The 22,823-nt window shown below is 45.4% G+C and carries 16 protein-coding genes; 12 read left to right on the top strand and 4 right to left on the bottom strand.

The annotated features are described in order from the left end of the window. Positions 1-17: 17 nt before the first annotated feature. Genes ACR8BL_RS02735 through ACR8BL_RS02725 form a run of 3 tightly spaced genes read right to left on the bottom strand, consistent with a single transcriptional unit; the run spans position 18 to position 1,659 of the window. Positions 18-293: a barstar family protein gene (locus ACR8BL_RS02735; RefSeq protein WP_434751190.1), complete on the bottom strand. Its 276-nt coding sequence runs from the start codon at positions 291-293 to the stop codon at positions 18-20. An 11-nt stretch (positions 294-304) separates the two neighbouring features. Further along, positions 305-745 (bottom strand): ribonuclease domain-containing protein, encoded by a 441-nt coding sequence (locus tag ACR8BL_RS02730; RefSeq protein ID WP_434751189.1) that lies wholly within the window; start codon positions 743-745, stop codon positions 305-307. Positions 746-777: 32 nt separating this feature from the next. After that, positions 778-1,659, bottom strand: a complete 882-nt coding sequence (locus tag ACR8BL_RS02725) for a helix-turn-helix domain-containing protein (RefSeq protein ID WP_434751188.1) — start codon at positions 1,657-1,659, stop codon at positions 778-780. Positions 1,660-1,867: 208 nt separating this feature from the next. Here ACR8BL_RS02725 and ACR8BL_RS02720 point away from each other — a divergent pair, with 208 nt between their 5' ends. The 5 genes from ACR8BL_RS02720 (at position 1,868) to ACR8BL_RS02700 (ending at position 10,272) form a co-directional block, all read left to right on the top strand. Further along, on the top strand, positions 1,868-3,397 hold the full coding sequence (locus ACR8BL_RS02720; protein WP_434751187.1) for a glycoside hydrolase family 43 protein: 1,530 nt from the start codon (positions 1,868-1,870) through the stop codon (positions 3,395-3,397). Between the two features lie 89 nt (positions 3,398-3,486). Beyond that, positions 3,487-5,022 carry a glycoside hydrolase family 43 protein gene (locus tag ACR8BL_RS02715; RefSeq protein WP_434751186.1) on the top strand — a complete coding sequence of 512 codons (1,536 nt, stop codon included), beginning with the start codon at positions 3,487-3,489 and terminating at the stop codon, positions 5,020-5,022. Between the two features lie 140 nt (positions 5,023-5,162). Further along, positions 5,163-6,854: an extracellular solute-binding protein gene (locus ACR8BL_RS02710; protein WP_434751185.1), complete on the top strand. Its 1,692-nt coding sequence runs from the start codon at positions 5,163-5,165 to the stop codon at positions 6,852-6,854. Between the two features lie 38 nt (positions 6,855-6,892). Further along, positions 6,893-8,650, top strand: a complete 1,758-nt coding sequence (locus tag ACR8BL_RS02705) for a sensor histidine kinase (protein ID WP_434751184.1) — start codon at positions 6,893-6,895, stop codon at positions 8,648-8,650. Further along, positions 8,635-10,272 (top strand): response regulator transcription factor, encoded by a 1,638-nt coding sequence (locus ACR8BL_RS02700; protein WP_434751183.1) that lies wholly within the window; start codon positions 8,635-8,637, stop codon positions 10,270-10,272. Before ACR8BL_RS02705 ends, ACR8BL_RS02700 begins: the two co-directional genes overlap by 16 nt. A gap of 425 nt (positions 10,273-10,697) precedes the next feature. Here ACR8BL_RS02700 and ACR8BL_RS02695 read toward each other — a convergent pair whose 3' ends face one another. Then, on the bottom strand, positions 10,698-11,462 hold the full coding sequence (locus ACR8BL_RS02695; protein ID WP_434751182.1) for a helix-turn-helix domain-containing protein: 765 nt from the start codon (positions 11,460-11,462) through the stop codon (positions 10,698-10,700). Positions 11,463-11,736: 274 nt separating this feature from the next. Between ACR8BL_RS02695 and ACR8BL_RS02690 the strand changes: the two genes are divergently transcribed. The 7 genes from ACR8BL_RS02690 to ACR8BL_RS02660 all read left to right on the top strand — a co-directional run bounded on the left by ACR8BL_RS02690 (position 11,737) and on the right by ACR8BL_RS02660 (position 22,808). Further along, complete coding sequence (locus ACR8BL_RS02690; protein WP_434751181.1) at positions 11,737-13,092, top strand: ABC transporter substrate-binding protein; 1,356 nt, start codon at positions 11,737-11,739, stop codon at positions 13,090-13,092. A 267-nt stretch (positions 13,093-13,359) separates the two neighbouring features. Then, on the top strand, positions 13,360-16,257 hold the full coding sequence (locus ACR8BL_RS02685) for an extracellular solute-binding protein (protein WP_434751180.1): 2,898 nt from the start codon (positions 13,360-13,362) through the stop codon (positions 16,255-16,257). Positions 16,258-16,315: 58 nt separating this feature from the next. Then, complete coding sequence (locus tag ACR8BL_RS02680; protein WP_434752992.1) at positions 16,316-17,233, top strand: carbohydrate ABC transporter permease; 918 nt, start codon at positions 16,316-16,318, stop codon at positions 17,231-17,233. Beyond that, a complete protein-coding gene (locus ACR8BL_RS02675; protein WP_397351719.1) occupies positions 17,230-18,111 on the top strand; it encodes a carbohydrate ABC transporter permease in 882 nt (293 codons plus the stop codon). The genes ACR8BL_RS02680 and ACR8BL_RS02675 overlap by 4 nt, the downstream gene beginning before the upstream one ends. Positions 18,112-18,177: 66 nt before the next feature. Beyond that, a complete protein-coding gene (locus ACR8BL_RS02670; protein WP_434752991.1) occupies positions 18,178-19,602 on the top strand; it encodes a hypothetical protein in 1,425 nt (474 codons plus the stop codon). Then, positions 19,586-20,221 carry a YIP1 family protein gene (locus ACR8BL_RS02665; RefSeq protein ID WP_434751179.1) on the top strand — a complete coding sequence of 212 codons (636 nt, stop codon included), beginning with the start codon at positions 19,586-19,588 and terminating at the stop codon, positions 20,219-20,221. Before ACR8BL_RS02670 ends, ACR8BL_RS02665 begins: the two co-directional genes overlap by 17 nt. A gap of 16 nt (positions 20,222-20,237) precedes the next feature. Continuing rightward, the gene (locus tag ACR8BL_RS02660) at positions 20,238-22,808 is read left to right on the top strand and encodes a DUF5696 domain-containing protein (RefSeq protein WP_434751178.1); all 2,571 of its coding nucleotides are present in this window, start codon (positions 20,238-20,240) and stop codon (positions 22,806-22,808) included. Positions 22,809-22,823: the final 15 nt, after the last annotated feature.

Raw genomic sequence — 22,823 nt, 5'->3', positions numbered from 1 at the left:
CGTGGGCTGCCTGTTTGTCATGTCCCTAACTCTAATGTGAATCCGTCAATCTCTTGCTCCGCTTCGCGCATCAAATCAAGCACCTGATCTGCATAATCCCCGAGCATTTCTCTGCTGGATTCAAAAAAAATCCAGTGAATAGTCAGCGGCATATGGACTTCACCTGTTAAAGCATCCCATAGGGCATCCAGATTATGTCCGTAGTATTCGCCCAGTTGAAGTTTGTCTTGCAACAACTGATGTAATGTTTCTCGATTAATAAGGTGACGACCATCAATCTGAATGTTATTCATGTGTTCCTCCATTATTTGATCTGTTGAAAGGACTTGTAATGGTCGGTGGTTTGATAGATTAAACCGTCACTCGAATACAATATCCGATCACTTCCGCGTCTTCCGCCCGTGTAATGGATATCCGCTTCATACCAGATTCGGCCTTTTTTATTAGGAAGCAATCCTTCGCGATTTCGGAATATATCACCGCCGATGCTCTTGCCTGGAGCCACCTGTTGCAGATTACCTTCACTTGGTTCCCAGCCCAGCGCCCGAGCCTCTTTCTTGGTAATGTAGTTGGGTGGAAGTTCGTGGTGCTCTTTAATGTAATCGGCGACCTCTTGAAATCCCATTTCCTTCGAGACTTGACCAGCGTTAGAGCTGGAATCGGTAATAATCTGTGAGGTACAACCTGCAAACACCAGTGCGGAAAGCAGGATGAACAGGGGGTACAACCATTTTCTTAAAAACATGTTCTGATCTCCTTTTGATGATGACAATGCTTTTAATGGTAATCTGTTTTTGGCAACAAATCAATTCTAACTTCGGCTTGTCGGTGCTTCATATATTTTCCCGGTGAGATCCCAACGATTTTGGTAAAGCTGCGAATAAAATTCGCATAGTCACTAAATCCTGACTGGTAGCAAACATCGGTGATGCTCATTCCATCTGTCAGAAGTAGTTTAGCTAATTCAATGCGCCGGCCCAGAATATAGGAACGAAGCGTAAGTCCGGTATGTTTTTTGAACAATCGGCTGACGGAAGTACTATTCATATAGAACTCTTCGGCCAGTTTGCCAAGTGTAATATTTTGAGTAATGTGTGTCTCGATATATTCCATCGTTTTGCGTACCAGTTCAGGCATGATGTCGTGAGGTACAAAGGAATTATGCTGAAACCACTGATTGATCAGAACGAGCAGCTGTGCCATAGCTGCATTGGTTTGCACGTCTGCACCGTACAAATTAGAATCAGCGAATTCCTCAATCTGATGGGTCCAATATAGCAGTTGGTTTAACTGATCGTCTTGCAGATGAATAATGTTACCACTTCCGTCAGGGCGGTGGTCAAAACAGGATAGTAGATTAGTCATAACCGTAGATAGTTGGTACACATATGTTTTCTTGAGATTGATCGTGATACGTTCATATTCAGTCTCATCGAGAATGAGTGTCCGATGCATCTCTTCAGGAGAAATGACAAGCAAGTCCCCACGCTGCATGGGATAACAACGATGATTGATATAGAAATGCACATGGCCTTGTAGAAACAGGTAGATTTCATACGCATTATGGCGGTGATAACTGGATTCATATTGGTAGGTTGTTAGAGGGTGGCGGTACAGAAGCTCTGGCTGGATCGGATCATAAAAATATTCAGAAGACATATTGTAGAGGTACCTCCTGTCATTTCGCGCAATAAATCAAGCAAATAACGCAATGAAATTGGACTCAGTTTCACTTAAAATGTAATTATATTATCATGAAAACGTTTGTTTTGCAAACGCTTTCTATTTGCTGTGCCCAAATTGTTCTGATATCCATGTAGATTTGAAGATAACGGAAAGATCAACTCTATTTGCGGGAGGAAATGAGATGAATAACGAAACAATGCCACAGGCTGAGGATCAAAAGGATAACAATGGTTTAAGTGTTCATTTGGAGAATATCCAACAGGAGATTGGCAAGCTTCGTCCTAACGCTAATCCCTTAATGTCTCACAAATTCGGAGCAGACCCTTATGCGCTGGTGTTTAATAACCGGGTCTACCTGTATATGACCAGTGATAAACTGGAGTATGACACAAATGAGGTTCCTCAGAAAAACAGTTATCAGTCGATCAACAAAATTACGGTTATTTCTTCGGATGATTTGATCAATTGGACAGATCACGGGGAGATCAAGGTAGCAGGTCCTGAAGGTGCAGCCACATGGGCTTCTCAAGCCTGGGCTCCAGCAGCTGCGCATCGCAACTTCGACGGAGCGGATCGTTTTTATTTGTATTTTGCCAATAATGCTAGCGGTATTGGTGTCTTGAGCGCTCCAACACCGATAGGGCCTTGGACAGATCCGATCGGAAAAGCGCTGGTGACAAGAGAAACACCGGGTGTAGAAGATGTGACCTGGTTATTTGATCCGGCCGTGCTTGTGGATGACGATGATCAGGCTTATCTCTATTTTGGTGGTGGCGTGCCTGAAGGGAAACCTGAAAGACCGGATACGGCGCGAGTGATGAGACTGGGTGAGGATATGGTCAGTGTTGAGGGCAAGGCCAAAGTCATACCTGCTCCCTTTATGTTTGAAAATTCTGGGATACATAAGTATGACAACATCTACTACTATACTTATTGCTCCAACTTCTTCCAGGTGGAACGCGACGAGAACAGCCCTCCGCCAGGAGAGATTGCATACATGACAAGTGCGCAGCCTATGGGGCCGTGGACGTATCAGGGAACGATCCTTAAAAATCCGGGAAGCTTCTTTGGTATTGGCGGTAACAATCATCATGCCATCTTCCCGTTAGAGAATCAGTGGTATATTGCCTATCATGCGCAGACACTGTGCCAGGCGATGGATATTCCGGAAGGATATCGTTCTACACATTTGAACCGCGTAGAGTATGAGGAGACAAGTGGACGAATTAAAGCGATTCATGCAGACTACGCAGGTGTAGAACAGTTGAAATCTTTTAATCCGTACCAAAGAATTAACGGTTCAACGATGGGCTGGAACGCAGGCGTAAACACACGTCAATTAAGAAGCTCGGGTTCGGAGCAAGTAGAACAAGGTGAGTCTTCAGAACAAAATGAAGTAGTCAGTCTGATGCACGGCGGAAGCTGGATTGCGATCTCACGTGTGGATTTTGGGGAAAAAGGGGCGGCAAGCTTTACTGCATCGTTATGTAGTCAAGGCGCAGGGTGTACACTTGAACTTCGACTAGGTCGTGAAGATGGAGATTTAATCGGAAAGGTGCACATTCCGGCATTAGCGGAAGGTCAGGAATGGATTGAGGCAACAACTTCAGTAACGGGTGCTCGGCTTGAACATGACCTTTACCTTGTACTCAAGCCATCAGCACAAAACTCGTGTATCCTTCTAAGCCACTGGATGTTTGAAGAGGCCTAACATCGTAGAGGGATTCATCCCTTTGATGTAGAAATGGAGCAGGACTGAACAGATATAATGCAGAACTCCCAAAAGAGGTGTTTTAAAAGATGTATTCAAATCCGATTATATGGGCCGATTATCCGGATGTGGACGTCATTCGGGTAGAAGATACGTATTACATGGTGAGTACGACTATGCATATGATGCCTGGATGTGTGATACTGCGTTCGTATGACTTGATCCAATGGGAAACAGCTACGTATGTGTATGATAAATTGGATGATACGCCTGCCCAGCGGCTGGAGAACGGTGAACAGATCTATGGCAAAGGAATGTGGGCTGCTTCACTCCGTTATCATCAAGGAACGTTTTACGTCATTTTTGTAGCCAATGACACGCGCAAGACGTATCTGTATACTTCTGAGACGATAACAGGACCTTGGACTAAACAGATTGTAGAGGGATTCTATCACGACTGCTCTCTATTTTTTGATGATGACGAACGGGTATATTTGGTGCATGGTAATCGAGAGATTCATTTAACCGAATTAAAAAGCGATCTTTCCGGTCCCAAGCCGGAGGGCAGGCATCGGGTTATTGTGACAGACCATCAACCACACTATCTGGGGTATGAAGGTGCACATTTATACAAGATTGAAGGCATCTATTACGTATTCCTGATCCACATGACAAAGACAGCAGGACGTAGAACACAAGCTTGTTACAGGGCAGAAACGCTGGATGGCACATTTGTCGGTGGAGAAGTATTCAATGATGATATGGGATATTTTAATTCTGGAGTGGCTCAGGGCGGCATCGTGGATACACCAGATGGTAGCTGGTACGCGATGTTATTCCAGGATCATGGCGCTGTAGGGCGGATACCGGTTCTTGTACCGATGAGTTTCAAGGAAGGCATACCCGTATTTGCAAAAGAAGCACCTAAACAAATCCATATTGCCAGTACAAAACCGGACTATCGTTATCAACCGCTTGTTGCAAGCGACCGTTTCGAATATAAGCTCGATGCTCAAGGCAAAGTGCAATTACAAGACGTCTGGCAGTGGAATCATACACCCCATGATGACCTGTGGTCCGTGACAGAAAAACCGGGAGTGTACCGAATTCGAACAGGTAAACTTATTTCTAACCTGACATTTGCAGTGAACACTCTCACCCAAAGAGCGATGGGACCGGCTTGTTCAGCTTCGGTAACACTGGACGGCAGCGGCATGAACGATGGTGATTACGCAGGGTTATGTTTCCTGATTGGCACTTATGGCCTAATCGCACTGACCAAGGAAGCTGGCCAATATTACCTTGTCATGCAGGGAAGAGCGAGTCAAGACACTAGCATATTTGGTAATCTGATTGATCAGGAGCCTGCTACCGAGTATGCACGAATACCTGTCACAGGGCCGATAGTGACACTGCAGGCCTCAGCCAATTTTGTAGATAATCAAGATGAATGCCGCTTTGCCTATCGGGATGGCTCTGAATGGAGAAGCCTCGGCGTTCCCCATAGAATGGTCTACAAGCTGGATCATTTCATGGGCTGTAGAATTGGATTGTTTCTGTTCTCTACAAAAGAGATTGGAGGCATGGCTGACTTTTCGAATTTTGAATATCACATCGTTTCATAAATCCATGCTGAGAGTTGTAAATAAAAGTCGCCCACCGGCGGCTTTTTCGTACTCATGACAGGTCAAATGTTGTACAATGATAACAATTCTGGAAAAATAAAAAGGATATGTTCATTCAATCAAACTGGGGGCATGTCACCATGCATAAGAGATGGATGTACAAAACAAGGTGGACCATTATTATCTTCCTAACGGTGTGTATACCCGCTGGACATACACAGGGGGACTATGGACATATCAACAGCTCATCTACAGATCAGCAGGCCTTGTCTTCAGCAGCGTATTCCCCGCCCATTCAGGTTTCTTTTGTCAGGGAAACGGGAGAAGATCTGCAGCGGATGATCGAGCAACTTCCAGGTGAAACACTGGTTGATAATCGCTGGACACGTCTGTATGAACAGGAACTTGGTATTCAGATTAGGTATGACTGGATTGCAATGGGTGACGTTTATAATCAAAAACTTGGAGTCTCTCTTGCTGCTGGGCGCTTCCCGGATGTCGTGAGAGTCAATCCATATCAGCTAAGGCAACTAAGCAATGCCAATTTAATTGAAGATTTGACGGATATATATCGTGATTTTGCCACGCCACTTACGAAAAAAATTTTGGAGGCCGAAGGTAAAGGAGCATTTGATGCAGCTACCATTGACGGCAAACTGATGGCGATCCCGGAATCCTCATCTTCGATTGAAACAGCACAGTACTTGTGGATCAGAACTGATTGGCTGGATAAATTGGGCTTGCAAGCACCTGAAACAATAGAAGACGTATTGAAAATATCGGAAGCGTTTACATTACGCGACCCCGACGGTAATGGGAAACGGGATACTTACGGACTCGCATTAACGAGTTATCTTTGGGACCCGGTTATGGGCGTTTCGGGATTTATGGCCGGTTATGGTGCTTTTCCGAATATTTGGATCAAAGACCAGGAGGGTGGCCTGATCTATGGTGGCATCCAGCCTGAGGTGCGTAAGGCATTGAAAGTGTTACAGACGATGTACCTTGAGGGTCAACTCGATCCAGACTTTGCGTATAAAAATGGAAGCAAGGCACACCGTCTTATTCAACAGGGGAAAATTGGTATGCTTTATGGGGAGCAGTGGACTCCTTTTGTTGTTCAGTCTACCCGTGAAGAAGATCCGGAAGCAGACTGGCAAGCATACCCGATCGTGGCCGAGGCAGGTCGAAACAAGGTTGTGCCGCTTCGTTCCAACACAGGAAATTATTTTGCCGTTAGAAAAGGCTTTGCTCATCCTGAAGTTGTTGTTAAGCTGATGAATCTGCACCTGGACAAAAACTGGGGACAGAATGCGGAATATGAGACGTATTATAATGATGATTCTCGTGCTGTGTGGATGCTGTCACCTGTAACTCCTTTCCCTGGAACCAAAAATTTAGATGCATATAGAGATATTCGGGATGCACGAATGACAGGCGACTTCTCTGTTCTTGAGAACGAAGCGCTTGCAATCCACAAACGAATTGATGCTTATGAATCAGAAGGCTTGAAGAGCGGGTGGGGATGGAAGCAGACCTATGGACCAGAAGGTGCGTTTAGCATCGCAGACGATTACGAGGCGAATGGACAGCTTCTTTATGATCAATTCACTGGTGGGATCACGGAAACGATGGTAGATCGGCAGATCATCCTTCGGGATCTGCAGCTCGAAGTATTTATGAATATTATTTACGGATCCCCTATTGAAGAATTCGATCAATTTGTAGAAGATTGGCTTGAACTGGGCGGTAAAGAAATTACATCGGAGGTGAACGCATGGTATAGAACCGATACCGCGAGGGATCACCAGGCGTTCGCTTTATCTTATTGAGGCAGGTGTCTTTGAGCTGAAATCAGGAGGGGAGTGCGTTGATCAAGATACCGGCACAGTCGTGGTTTAACAGTATATTTGCACGGCTGATTATGACCTACCTGGTTTTTGTTATACCTTTGATTCTTCTGGGCGTGTACCTGTACCACTGGAGCTATGATACAGCAAGCCAGGAAATTTCCTTATCGACTGAGAGGCGGTTAAGTCAATATGCGACAGAACTTAGCCGGGAGATCGAGTGGATGGAGCTGCAGCAGTTTGACATTGCTGAGGATCGCAAGCTGAATCGGCTAGCGATCCTCTGGAACAACATGGATCAAGTTGAGAAACGTGAAATCTTAAATTATTTATCCGAACGGCTCGCTTCCTTCAAGAACAGTAGTGCTTATATCAAGAACGTTCATGTACATATCCCTACAGTCAACAAGAGTATTTCTGCAGTGCAGGGCATTGATGAATACAATAAAGCCTCGTACGATTATTTTAATTCATCGAACCAGGAAGAGAGCATTCGATTTACAGTAAAAGACGATGCTTTAAATCTGAGTGCTGTACGTTTAACCGGTAAGATGGGAGACGCACCGCTGTTTGTTGTTCAGGTGGAATTGGATAATGCCGCATTTCAGAATGAACTATCACAGCTTAATCTCTATCCTGAAAGTGCCTCACTTCTCATTGAAAAAAGCACAGGCTTTGCTATTCTCGATCGGCAAGAACGCGAAATCATTCTTGCCAACTACCGTGAATATAGTCAAAAGAACTCACTTGAGAGCTTTCAGATAAACGTAGAGGATACGGTGTACCATGTGAACCAACATCATATGGAAGCACTTGGTTTGTCGATCGCGACGTACCTGCCTGAAAAAATGGTTACCAAACCTCTGAGCAAGTTTTATAAATGGGCATGGATTTTTGCTATCACATCGTTTATTGCGATTTCAGCATACCTCTACTCTACGTATAAGCTGATTCACATTCCTTTACTGTTGCTGGTCAAAAGGTTTAAAAAGATGGAGGGCGGGGTGCTGGATATCCCGATCGTGCATCATCGCAAAGATGAGTTCGGATTCCTGTATTCCCGCTTTAACCATATGATTGAAAATCTGCAACTGCTGATTGACCGTGATTTCAAAAAAACAATGATGATGCAGCGAGCTGAATTAAAGCAGCTCCAGTCGCAGATTAATCCGCATTTTCTGTACAACAGTTTTTTTATTCTGAACTCGCTTGCGAGAACAGGAGAGACGGATCGGATCGAGCAATTTACAAATATGCTCGGAGAATATTTTCGATTCATTACACGCAATGGAACAGATCATGTGCCGCTGAAGGAAGAAGTGCACCATTCTAGGATCTATACAGATATCCAGCAGCTGCGATTTTCCAGACGGATCAAGGTTGAATTCGCGGAAGTTCCACCAAACATGCAACAGATTCAGGTTCCCCGACTTGTGATCCAGCCCATTATTGAAAATGCATATGAGCATAGTCTTGAAAAAAATACGACCGAAGGCCTGTTACGTATTCAATTCCATATGGAGTCAACTTGTGCAGAGATCACCGTGGAAGATAACGGGCATAATCTTCAGCCAGAAGATATAGAGAATCTTCAACAACTCCTGCACAGCGAGACCACGACGGACGACATAACAGGGTTAATGAATATCCATCGACGATTGGTTCTGACATTTGGCGAAGGAAGCGGACTTTTTCTATCACGAAGTGAGCTGCAAGGGTTAAAGGTTGTCATTCGAATCCAATGGAAAGAAGGGGAAGACAAATGTATCGACTTCTAATTGTTGATGATGAGGAGATCATTACGGATAGTTTGTATGAGACATTTGCCAGGCACATGCCGGATCGACTGGATGTATGCAAAGCATACTCCGCCACAGAGGCGCTCTCCTGGATGCGGCGATCCAGAATTGATATCGTGTTGACAGACATTCGCATGCCGGGGATAAGTGGACTGGAGTTGACTGAAGAGATTCAGAGACGCTGGCCTCAGTGCCGTGTTATTTTCTTGACCGGACATAGTGATTTTGAATATGCATACCAAGCCTTTCAGATGAATAACGTACGATATCTGCTCAAGACGGAAGGGTACGACAAAGTCATGCACATGGTGGAGCAGGTCATGGAAGAGATCAGCGAGAGTCATGATATGCATAATCTCCTGAAACAGCAACGCGAGATTACATCCCGACTCACCGCATTTAGACAGGATGAATATGTCCGAAAGCTTCTTCAGGAAGGTGCTTCTGCTGCTGTATCGGTTCAACTTCAAGCTGAACTACTGGAGAGGGAGATTCATCTGAAAGCTGATTCTCCGGTATATCTGGTGCTCGGACGATTGAACAAGCTACATGATCTGGCAGAAACGGAACAAGGGTGTACTCAAGCATCAATTCGTATTATTGGAACATCATTGATGGGGGAATATACGGAATGCGCCAGTGTTACAGATCACTATGGTGATGTGGTGTGGCTGCTACAGCCAAAAGATGAGCAGGGTGATGCAGATCAACACTTCACCAGATACATGGAAGGTACGTTAGAGCTTGTGCAGGAATCATGTCTTGCTTCACTTGGCGTATCGATAGCATTTACACTTAGTGGACGAGGCTGTGAATGGTTCCAGATTCCACAGCAATACGAGCGTCTGCGCTTGTTGCAGTGGATGAAAGTCGGAGATGGCATGTCGATGGTTCTAACGGACAATTACGAGGAACCTCAAGTGGGTACTCCAAAGGAATCACTACGGATCTCCAGCCGGGTAGAGGCCATGTCTGGATTTCTGGAGACAGGACGTTTTCAATCCTTTTATGATATCTTTGAAGAGCTTGTGGGGGAGCTGCTTCAACAGGACATGACGATGGAGCGGGCAATGGAGACTTATTATCACCTGGCACTGACCTTTTACGCTGCATTTAATCGCTGGGGGTTGAAGCAGAAAACCCCGGATCAGCGAAGTTTGCTTCATTTGGACCATTTTCCAAGTATGAAAGACGCCGTTCAATATCTATATCTGGCAGCGGATGAGCTGGTCCATTTCAAACGTTCAAACGAAGAACAACGTGCCAACCTGGTCGTGCAGAGTTTATGTAATTATATCAAGGGTAATCTGGAAAAAGATCTTACGTTAGTTCGCTTGGCAGAACTGCATCATTTCAATCCTTCTTATCTGTCCAGATTTTTCAAACAGGAAATGGGTATTAATTTGTCCGAATTTATTGATGATAGCCGAATTCGCAAGGCAAAGGAGCTACTCATGAATCAGGAGCTTATGGTACGGGAAGTCGCGCTTCAGGTTGGATATGAATCTGCTCATTCGTTCACCCGGCTGTTCAAAAAACAAATGGGCATGACACCCCAGGAGTATCGAGAAACTCTACTTACCCGTTCGTCTCAGCAGTAAAAATCAATCTTTTAATATCCGAACTTTATAAAATGTTGCTTACGGCATCGCACTACTAGCTGAATTATTTGTAGAAGGGGATAATTGAGTGGATATCGGAAAACTAGTATATACTTTTTTGATTATTTTGGTTTTATATACATTAATTTATTTTATTGCTCGTAATATTGTGAAAAAGAAATCAGTCAGTAGAAAGATTAATTGGATACTATTAGTTCTTTGTATAGCGAGTTTAGTTTCCAGTTATATTGATTATTACATTCCAACCTCTTGAAAAAAATTAAAATCATATGATATGTCTTATTCATTAGACAGAATAAAAAATCAAAAGTGCATGCTAGAATTTACTGGCATGCACTTTTGATTTTTTAACATGTGAAGTTCTGTTTTGTTGTAATACTTACAATTAGCTTTAGAATACCTATTTAAGCCGAATGGGCCTTTTGCCTGCGGTAGGCATTGGGACTTGAGCCGGCGTAAGCTTTGAATTTTTTGTAAAACCAATCGATATCGCGATACCCTACCTCCAGAGCGATTTCGTAAATTCGCAGATCGGTGGACAGGAGAAGCTGTTTGGCTTTTTTCATTCGCTCCTTCAGCATGTAGTCATTAAAGGAAATCTTTTCTTCCGTTTTGAATTTTTGTCCGAGATAGGCACAATTAAAATGGAGCATATCGGCGATTTTTTTTAACGTAATCTCTTCATTCAGATGATCTCTTACATAAGATTTCACAATCCGAATCACATGGCTGGAATCCATCGCTTTGCCATTAAGCTGAATCTTAGGTTTGATGGCAGGACTTTTTGTCAAAGGTACAGGCCCGAGTCTGTTCAGAAGTCCGTGTAAACTATGCAAAAGCGCAGAAGGTTTAACCGGAGAAGGCAAATAATCATTCACTTGATAGGTCAATGCTTTGCGAACCAGTCTGAATTGATCCCTTCCCCCGAGTAGGAGGATCGGGATATCACTTGTTTGGCGAATGTGATGACACAACCATAGCCCGGCGGTATCGTAACGATCTGTATGGACGACGACAACACTGAAGTCCCGATCAGACAATGCAGCGAGAGCGGTACTTGAAGAACAGACCGAATCCGTAATTGTAAATGGAAATTGGTTGTCTTGCAGAAGCTGTCCAAACTCTTTATTCAAACGGTAACTATAATCAACAAGTAAAATACTGTACATGAAGCATGACCTCACCTTCTCCTGATATTCCGATCAACTGTTCAACTGAAATAAGGCTTAGTTTTATTATGGGAAGAAAAGAAAGCGCATACAATGTGCATTATTTTGCAGATAGTGCATTTCTTTACCAATTACAGATGAAATACCGTGAATCATTACTCAAATGACTCTGATCTATAATCTGTCCGGGTAAACACCTGCATTTAAGCAGGTTGTTTGCGCTTACATTTGAAGGCTACACTGTGGTAGCACACGACAATCAGGGGGGAAGACAATGAAGAAAAACAAGTTTATGTTGCTGAGTCTTTTGGTTGCAATCATGTTGATGATCAGCGCTTGTAGTTCTGCACCTGCTGCAGATCCGGCACCTGAAAAACCGGCACCACAGGAAGAGCAAGCACCTGCCGAAACGGAGAAAAAAAATGAAAATTCTACACCCGAAATGGATTTTGATATGGGTGGCAGAACGATCAAAGTTGTAGCTTGGTGGGATATGCAAATTACAGATAACAATCCGGACAACATCAAACGAATCGAAAACCTTGAAGCTCTGAAGAAAAAACATAACTTCAATATCGAATATGTATCCATCGATTTTGGTGAATATCAGGAGAAAGTTGTAGCCTCCTTGATGGCTGGCGAGCCGCTCGGCGACTTTGTCAGACTCGGTAAAAACTACGCAATCCCAGCACTGACCAAACAGGATCTGTTATGGCCGGTAGATGATTATATTAAAAACGACCAAGTATTTAATCAAAAAACAACCAAGGAATATATGCAATATGAAGGTAAGGGTTACGGTTTTACGGAAGATAAGTCTTCGTTTATCAATGGTATTTTCTACAACCGTACTCTGATGCAAGAGCTCGGTCTGAAGCCGCTGCAAGAGTATGTTGATGCGGACGAGTGGAACTGGGATAACTTCCTGGCTGTAGCCAAGCAGGCAAACAAAGACCGGAATAATGACGGCAAATTGGATACGTGGGGACTTGCTCAAACGGGCTTGCTTGAACCGATATTGTATTCCAACGAAGCTTCACTGACCAAAGAGGATAAACAGAACCTCGAAGATCCAAAAACCAAAGAAGCATTGAATTTCTTGAACAAATTGGCTACAGAGAAAGTGGGCAGACCAACAGAAGGCGGCGACTGGACTGAACCGGCTACCTTCTTCCGTCAAGGGAACACACTCATGTACTCTGGCGCAATGTACGAGATTGAAGGTATCAAAACAGATATGCCAGACTATGATATTGGCTTCCTGCCTTATCCTAAAGGCCCGAGCGCTTCGGCCTACCACTCCGGTGAATCTCGTTATCAAGCGATCACCATTCCTAAAGCGGTAGAAAATCCGGAGCAGTTGATGTACATCTGGGAAAAAATCAATGAGATTGATTCCATCTATGATTATCCGGAACAATCCACGCTGGAGAGACATCTCACGGATGAAGCAGATATCAACAACGCCAGAGAGGTGGCAGCTGGCATGCTTGTTCTCGACCATAACACCTTCCCGTCCCTTCCTTATTGGGATTTTGATGGTGAATTGAAAGAGGGCGTGTCCGTATCTACATTGATCGAGAAATACAAGGCTCCTTTCCAGGCCGCAATTGATGAGGTATACAAATAAGCACTGCTAAATACGGGCAGAACGCGCGAGTAACAAGTGCGGTCTGTCCGGGTAGGGCGTGTCTGAAAAATCCGAAGGAAGCAGGTTTTGCCGGATTTTCGTTCCAAGCAAGGAAGTTTTCCGCAGGCGTGCCGGGGCACGTCAAGGGAAAGTGACGTAGCAGGGGGCGAAAAGACGGTAAAAGATGCACTTCAGCGAGTTTTAAGACACGCCCTAGTCAATCGTTCAATTGTTGATACGCTCTCAGGAAAGGGGATACATGCAAACATGCGGTCACGTAAGAAAAAGGTACTGATTCTGGCACTTGTTCTGGCTTTGGTGTTCTCGATCATCGTGATCTATCCATCCAAGAATCAGAGCCCTGGGACAGTACATGCACTTGAGGATTTTGAAGCTGTAGCGGGTAACAGGGATTCACGAAGTTATGAACATTATCAGGAAACGTATGCGAGCACAGCCAAACCGGACACAACCGTGAGGATTGAAGGCGAAGCTTACACGGAGACAGATAACGGGGAGTTCAAGGTAGTACAAAGATATGAAGGACTGGATGGCAGTGCTGTCATTACACCCGAATCTGGAACTATTCGCTGGGATGTTCCCGTTCAAGTGAGTGGTTTATATCACGTTCGCATTCATTATTATCCTGTCGAAGGCAAGAGCTCCGGAATCGAGCGCAAGCTGGAGTTAAACGGGGAAGTTCCGTTCCGGGAAGCAGATGTACTTCTGTTCGACAGGGTATGGGGCAATCGTGAAGATCATATTAGGCAGGATGATCGTGGCAACGATCTCAGACCAAGACAGGTGGAGAAACCTGAATGGCAACTCGCTTCCTTTAGAGACAGCGGCGGGTATTTTGAGGAACCATTCCAGTTTTATTTTGAAAAAGGTACCCAGCAATTATCTCTGACCTCTCTAAGAGAGAGTATGGCGATTGATTACATTGAGTTATATCAGGAAGAGGCTGTTCCTGCGTATGCAGAACTTCAAAAGACTTTTGATTCATTAGGGTTAAAGGCAGCCAGCCCCGTCATGCTAAAGCTTCAAGGCGAAGAAGCGATCACCAAATCCTCACCTACACTTGCGCCAATCTCGGATCGATCTAGTCCATCATTGGAACCCTACGACGTATCCAAAATTCGGATCAATGCCATTGGGGGCGTGAACTGGAAGCTTCCGGGGGAGTGGGTCGAATGGGAGATAGATGTACCTGAGGACGGACTCTATCAGATCGCGTTAAAAGTGAAGCAGGATCAGCTTCGGGGTATTTATGCCACACGCAGTCTTACCATTAATGGCAAAGCTCCGTTTGAAGAAATGAAGCGAATTCGCTTTAATTACAGTCCATCCTGGCAGATACAAGTGCTTGGAAATGGTGCAGAAGAACCTTATCAATTCCACCTGGAGAAGGGTAAACACCGCTTGCGCATGACCGTCACGCTTGGTGATATTGCCCCGTTACTTCGAACCGTGGAATCAAGCGTACTTGAATTGAATGAGTTGTATCGCAAAATATTGATGATTACCTCCAACAAACCTGATCCACTTCGGGATTATCAACTGGAGAAACGTATTCCAGAAATGACGGAGGTTTTTGAAAAGCAAGCGGTGATCCTCACTTCCGTAGCTGAGTATCTCGAAAAGGCAACCGGAGAACAAAGCGACAAGGTAGCCATTCTGAACGCGATGGTTGTACAGCTCAAGGATATGGCGGCAAGACCGGAAACGGTTCCGAAACGACTGGATACGTTCAAAATTAATGTCGGCGGTCTGGGTACGTGGATTCTGACCGTACGTGAGCAGCCGATTACGATGGATTATCTGATCGTAGCTCCGGCTGGACAAGAGATGCCAAAGGCGGAAGCGTCTGCGGTGCAGCAGGTGAAGCACGAACTGGGCGCTTATGTCGCGTCATACACCGAAGACTATGACAGCATTGGTAATGTAGAGAAAAAGAAAGACTCGATCACCGTATGGATCACCACCGGACGAGATCAGGCTCAGGTCCTTAAGGGCATGATCGACGATACGTTCACGCCGGATACGGATGTATCTGTGCAGCTGCGGCTTGTGCCGCCGAATATATTGCTGCCTGCAACTTTGGCCGGGGAAGGACCGGATGTCGCTATGCAAATGGGCGAAGATATCCCCGTGAACTATGCGATGAGAAATGCAGCAGCGGATCTAAGCAAATTCCCGGATTACAAAGAGGTGGCTAGCAGATTCCGGGCAAGCGGAATAACGCCTTATGAGTATGACGGTGGAGTATACGCGCTCCCGGAGCAACAGCATTTTCCAATGCTCTTTTACCGGAAGGACATCCTGAATGAATTAGGTCTGGAACCCCCAAAAACATGGCAGGATGTGTACAATGCGATCGCTGTATTGCAAAAGCACAATATGGAGTTCTATCTCCCGATTGAGGATACGCTGAACAATGCCAACATGGTTCCTAATGCAACCTTTGCGATGCTTTTATATCAGAATGATGGAAATTTCTATGCCGAAGATGGAAAAAAAAGTGCACTCGATTCGGAAATCTCGATGGAGGCATTCAAACGTTGGACGCAATTTTATACCAATTATAAATTCCCGCTGAAAGCCGATTTCCCGAACCGTTTCCGTACAGGGGAAATGCCGATCGGAATCGCCGATTACACTACCTATAATATGCTGACGGTATTGGCGCCGGAAATCCGTAATCTATGGGATTTCACCATTGTACCAGGCACGCAACTTCCTGACGGTTCGATCAGACATGAGGTTGCTAGCGCAACCAGTGCGGTTATGATGCTCGAAAATGCCAGCAACAAAGAAGCGGCATGGAAGTTCATGAAATGGTGGACGGATGAATCAACTCAAATCGAGTATGGAAGAGAGATGGAAGGTCTGATGGGAGCGGCTGCTCGTTATCCAACAGCTAATATTGAAGCGTTAGAGCAATTACCTTGGCCGGTAAAAGATTATAAGAACCTGGAGAAGCAGTGGGAATGGGTGCAGGGAATTCCGCAGATGCCAGGGGGTTATTTTACTGGTCGACATCTGGATAACGCCTTCCGTAAGGTGGTTAACGCCAATGAAAATCCGCGTGAAGCCTTATCTGACTATGTACTCTATATTGACGATGAGATTGAACTGAAACGTAAAGAATTTAATCTGAAATAAAGGAAAGGGAGGGTAACGGTTGCAAGCAAAAACATCCAAGACAGCCGCCGCTCCTGTCATGCATACACGCGAGGTCGGCTGGTGGTCCCTATTGAAAAGGAATCTGTATCTCAGCAGGCACTATTACGTATTAATGGCACCATTTATGCTGATCTTTTTCATGTTTACAGTCATTCCGGTCGGCATATCACTCGGTCTCAGCTTTTTTCACTTTAATATGCTGGAATTGCCTCGTTTTGTCGGTTGGCAGAACTATTCACGGTTATTTCTGAACGATGATGTATTTTTAATTGCACTCAAAAACACGTTGCTGTTCGCGGTTATTACGGGTCCGCTCAGTTATGTCGCCTGTTTTTTGTTTGCGTGGATCATTAATGAGCTGTCTCCTAAAGTCAGGGCAGTCATGACACTGGTGTTCTATGCACCATCGATTTCAGGCAATGTGTTTTTTATTTGGCTGATCATCTTCTCCGGGGACAGCTATGGTTATATGAATGGGTTTCTTATGCGCCTTGGCGTTATTCTGGAGCCGATCCAATGGCTTGCCAACGAGAAGTATGTACTGGGCATCGTCATTTTGGTACAGCTATGGCTTAGTCTCGGAACCAGCTTCCTGGCCTTTATTGCGGGTCTGCAGACGATTGATCGCTCGCTCGTGGAAGCCGGAACGGTGGACGGGATCAAAAATCGCTGGCAGGAGCTCTGGTACATTACGTTGCCATCGATGAGACCTCAGTTGATGTTTGGTGCAGTGATGCAGATTACAGCATCGTTCGCTGTAGCCGAAATCTCGATTGCGCTAGCCGGTTTCCCAAGTGTTAACTATGCTGCGCATACGGTAGTCACGCATTTGATGGACTTTGGTACGATTCGCTTTGAGATGGGATATGCTTCAGCGATCGCAACCGTCCTGTTTGCACTGATGCTTGGAACGAACATTTTCACGCAAAAAATGCTGAGAAAGATAGGTGAATGACGATGACCAGCAAAGTACGTGCGATCTTCGGCATGCCGAAGAGACTCAATCGGTCATTTACCGTCAGTTTCATGTTGTTTGCGCTGCTGGCCGTGTTCGGATCATTTATGGTACTTCCTTTGATTTATGCCGTCAACAATGCCTTTAAGCCGCTAGATGAGTTGTTTATTTTCCCGCCACGCTTCTGGGTGAACAATCCGACGACAGAAAATTTCGCAGATTTGATTAATCTGATGGGTAATTCCTGGGTACCGCTGTCCCGTTATATTGCCAATACACTTCTGATTACATTGGTGGGCACGGCTGGACATATTCTTCTTGCATCTGCGGCAGCCTACCCACTCGCAAAGTACCGTTTTCCGGGATCCAAAATATTATTCACCATTGTCATTCTGTCCTTGATGTTCTCGCCGCATGTTACGGCGATTCCGAACTACATGGTCATGTCTTGGCTTGGTTGGATCAACACACACGCATCCATCATTGTACCTTCTCTGGCGTTCTCACTGGGACTGTTCCTGATGAAACAGTTCATGGAACAGATTCCTGATGCATTGCTGGAGGCAGCCAAAATCGATGGAGCGAACGAATATCGCATTTTCTGGAGCATCGTCATGCCGAACGTGAAGCCCGCGTGGCTTACACTTATGATCCTGCAGTTCCCGGCTCTGTGGGGAACAGACGGTGGAAGTTTTATCTACAGTGAAAATCTCAAAACGCTCCATTATGCACTTAGTCAGATCGTACAGGGCGGGATTGCAAGAGCAGGTGTTGGTGCTGCGGTAGCGCTACTACTGATGATTGTTCCGATTACCCTGTTTGTTATCTCTCAGAGCAGTGTCATGCAGACGATGGCTACTTCAGGTATGAAAGAATAGAAAGGAGGCAGCAAAGTGCAGGATAGCACGCGAAAAAGCACATGGAAACAACCGAAATGGATCATCATGGGCCTGGTCTGCCTCCTGTTGTTCAGTTCAACAGCACTGCCTGCAAGTGCAGACGGTGAACCAAATGCCTACCATTATTCCTTCTATGGTGATACCGTTCCAGCTCCGGCTGCTTATGAAGCAACGATGATTATTACAGGCAAGAAGCTGAATATAACAGCTTTCAAGGAACCGAGTGATATGCACGTTACCGCAGATGAGCGTGTTTACGTACTTGATTCGGGCAATGGACGAATTGTCGAGATGGATCGTAATTTCAAGCTTGTGCGAACCATTGAATCGTTCAAGAACGGAAGCAAAGAAGATCAATTTAAAAATCCGCAAGGACTGTTTGTAACAGAAAAAGGGGATTTACTGGTGGCTGATTCGGATAATCATCGGGTGGTGCACTTGGATGACAAGGGACAGCTGGTCAAGATTGTCTCTGAACCGAAGTCAGACTTGTTAAAAGACGACTTTCAATTCAAGCCTATTCGCATTGTGATGGACAAAGGCGAACGCATCTATGTCATGGCTGCAGGCGTATTTGACGGGTTCATGGAGTTCAGCGCCGATGGCGAATTCTCCTCCTTCATTGGTGCGAACCGGGTTCAGGTTGATCCTGTCGAATATCTCTGGAAACGATTCGCCACCAGAGAACAACGCAGTCAGATGGTCATGTTCACCCCAACCGAGTTCACTAATCTCGACATGGACGAAGAAGGATTCATCTATGCGACCAGTGGAGATCGCGGCAAAGATCCAATCAAGAAGTTGAATGCTCAGGGAACAGACATTTTGCGGAGAGAAGGCTATTCAGCACCTCAAGGTGATCTGCGGTATACCATGGAAGCTGGACCATCCCGGCTGATTGATGTTGATGTAGGTGACAGCGATATGTATTCTGTACTGGATTCCAGCAGGGGGCGCATCTTCACCTACAATGGCGACGGTTATCTGCTCCATATTTTTGGCGGCATCGGGAACCGGATGGGCATGTTTAATACACCTGTCGCGCTGGAGCGGGCAGGAGACCGGATGCTTGTACTGGACAAAGCGCTTGGTGAGATTACCGTGTTCCAAACGACAGAGTATGGTCGCACACTACATGATGCTGTACGCAGTTATTATAACGGAGAAGAAGATCAGTCTTCGGAACTGTTTGCCAAGGCTGCCGAGATGAATGCGAATCTGGAATATGCCTATGCGGGCATTGGCAAAGCATTGCTTCGTCAGAAAGAGTATGCCGAGTCTGCGCAATACTTCAAACAGAGTATGGAGCGCAAAGGATATTCCAAAGCTTTTCTTCTCTACCGAAAAGAACTGATGCGTGAGCATTTTTCATGGGTGATGTCCGGTATATTCCTGGCTGTAGCTGCGTTCGTCACCGTCATCATCGTTCGCAGACAGAAAAGGAGGGCAACGAATGCAGGCATCAAGTAAACAATTTTACCAGTACCCGCTGCATCTGATTTTTCACCCCTTTGACGGGTATTGGGAATTGAAATATGAACGTAATCAAAAAACGACACTGCTGATCTCATTAATGATTATGGTGTTGCTGGTATTCACTAAAATTTTGCAAGCGCAGTACAGTGGTTTTCTGATTAACTTTAACAATCCCAAGTACCTGAACAGCCTGCTTGAGATGGTGTACGTTGTCATTCCCGTGTTGTTCTGGTGTGTGGCTAATTGGTCATTAACCACATTGATGGATGGGGAAGGAAAGTTTTCTGAAATTTTTATGTCGACATGTTTTGCGCTGGTTCCGATGTTTCTGGTACATTTCCCGTGGATCTGGCTGAGTCTTGCTATTTCTCAACAGGAAACGGCATTTTATTATTTCTCCAACGCCATTGCGGTCTGCTGGACAGTATACCTGCTATTTGTGGGCAACATGACTGTGCATCAATATACACCTGCCAAAACCATTCTAACGATGCTGCTTACGCTTGTAGCTATGGCCTTTATGGCCTTTCTGTGCTTGTTATTCTTTAGTCTTGTACAGCAGATCGTATCATTTGTTTACACTATCTATCAGGAATTAGTGCTTCGGGGCTAGGAAGGAGAAAATCACAATGAAATATGCCGCAGCCAAAAAAATAACCGGAATACTGCTGGTGAGCAGTTTGCTCCTAAGCGGTTTCCAGTTCTCATCATCGTCGGCAGCCCGCGAGACGGCAGCAGATGTTAGTCAAGTGCAGACTCCTTCCCTGCCTGCCGGAGAAAAGCTGAAATCTGCATTTAGCGATGCCCGTATTCCCGGCATGATCGGTATCGCTCGAAACAATGCTTTGCAGCTGTTGATCAACGAAGAGACCGCCGAGATTGCCGTTGTTCATAGTAAGAGCGGCGAAATCTGGCGCAGTAACCCGGAAGAACGCGAGAAGGATGGCATTGCAGCCGGGATTAACAAGGACCTTCTGTCCTCCCAATCCAGACTCAGCTTTTTCAACAGTTCAGGACAGAGCAGTATGGTTAATTCGTACACGGACAGTGTTCGGCATAAACAAGTAAGTTATGAAGCATTGCCAAACGGAGTACGAGTGCACTATCAATTTGGCAGCACCGAGAGATCTATTGAAGATCTGCCAGTGAAGATAAGTAAAGAACGTTTTGAACAAAACGTGCTGGCAAAGCTTGATAAATCCGGAGAACGGGCGTTGAAAGTCGGATATGCGGAAGATAAAGATGAAGGCGTATACAATCGAATTGACAAGGCCATGCAGGGTCTTCAGTTGACCCGTGCATTGAAAGCCTTTGAAGACGCCGGATACACAGAGGAAGACCTTGTCAAAGATCACGCCGAGCATGGCATTGAGCAAGAACGAAGCGGGCCACGCTTATTCATGCTCACGATGGAATATGAACTGGACGGAGAGCAGTTGAAGGTGCGAGTGCCAGCTTCAGGTATTCATTTTCCAGAAGAGTATCCAATCAACACCCTGTCTGTGTTGGAGTATTTCGGAGCTGGAGGTTCCAAAGAGGATGGATCAATTCTTGTCCCAGACGGTTCGGGAGCGCTGATTCATTTTAACAATGGGAAATTACAATACCCATCCTACCAGCAAGATATTTACGGCCCGGACTTAACGATGAAGCTGCGTGAAGCCAGTTCCAACGAAAGCAAAGCGAGATTGCCTGTCTTTGGCGTGATTCGTCCAGAAGGCGCGTTTCTGGGCATCATCGAAGAAGGGGATGCGGTGGCAGTGGTGAATGCGGATATCAGCGGTAAACTGAACAGTTACAATAACGTATATCCCAGTTTTTATGTCGTGAACAAAAGTGATATTACACTCCAGTCCAGTGACATGGTTCGTACATTGCCGAAGTTCCAGAATAAACCAACATCATCTGACTTCGTGGTTCGTTACGCTTTTGTAGGTGCAGAGCAGGCTTCATATTCCGGTCTGGCCTCACTGTACCGGGAATACCTGGTACAAAATGGAGGACTTCCCGAACTGAAAACGTCTGAGGAGCAATCCACAATCCCGTTTTACCTCAAGCTTTTTGGCGGGATGACAACCAGGCAGCATATGCTCGGCATACCGTATAATTCCACGGAGGCTCTGACAACTTTTGATGAGGGTAAAGCGATTCTTTCGAAATTGATGGAGAAAAAGGTGTCCAACATTCAGGTGCGTTATGCAGGATGGTTCAATGATGGATTGCACCACCGCTTGCCCAATTCCATTAAGGTGGATGGAGTGATCGGCGGGAAAAAGGGAATGAAAGACTTTAGCGCTTTTACGAGTAAAGCAGGAATCGGATTTTATCCGGATGTATCGGTACTGAACGTGCAATCGAAGAAAGGATTCAGTCCATCAAGTGAGGCGTCCCGATCTTTAACACAGGAACCGGCGATCTTGTATCCAATGGATCTGGCTTTGGAGCGACGGGCGAAGGATTTATCTGCTTCCTATGTGCTCTCACCTAATGAGATTGAAGATGTGACAACAGATATGATCAAGGACATGAAACCGCTTGAGGCGGGAGGCATTTCCCTGAAGGATATGGCAGAGCAGTTAAACAGCGATATGAATCCAAAAAAAATGCTGGATCGTACGCAGGCACTGGATACGGTTCGAAGAGCTTTTGATCAGATTAAGCAACAAGCGGGCTCCATCGTGGCTGAAGGCGGGAACGCATACGCGCTGCCTTATGTTACAGGGCTTACGGATGCACCGATGAGCAGCAGCCGCTTCAAACTGGAAGATGAGGAAGTTCCGTTTTTCCAGTTGGTCGTTCATGGCAGTATTCCGTATACCGGTTCGCCGTACAATCTGTCTACGTATACCGATGCAAGGCAGTATGTGCTGAAGCTGATTGAATACGGAGCCAGCCCTTATTTTGCCTGGTTTAATGCTCCGGGCCATGTGGTGAAAGAAACGGATTATAACGATCTATATGCTGCGAATTATGAGCAGTGGATTGATCTGGCAGCGGAGATCTATACCGAAGTTAGTGAAGTAAACCAGTCGTTCACTGGACGTCCAATGATTACTCATGAATCTTTGAGTGAAGGTGTATACCGAACAACCTATGAAGGCGGAGGATATGTGATTGTCAATTACAATGACTCCCCTGTTGAAGTGGAGAACCATACTCTAGAAGCTTTAAGTTATGTGACTGGTGGTGAGCAGCTCTGAAGACAATCCTGAAAT

Source organism: Paenibacillus amylolyticus, from assembly GCF_051136285.1.
Classification (GTDB): domain Bacteria; phylum Bacillota; class Bacilli; order Paenibacillales; family Paenibacillaceae; genus Paenibacillus; species Paenibacillus amylolyticus_F.
Note: the sequence above shows the minus strand (reverse complement) of the source record. Positions and strands in the feature narration are given on the sequence as shown.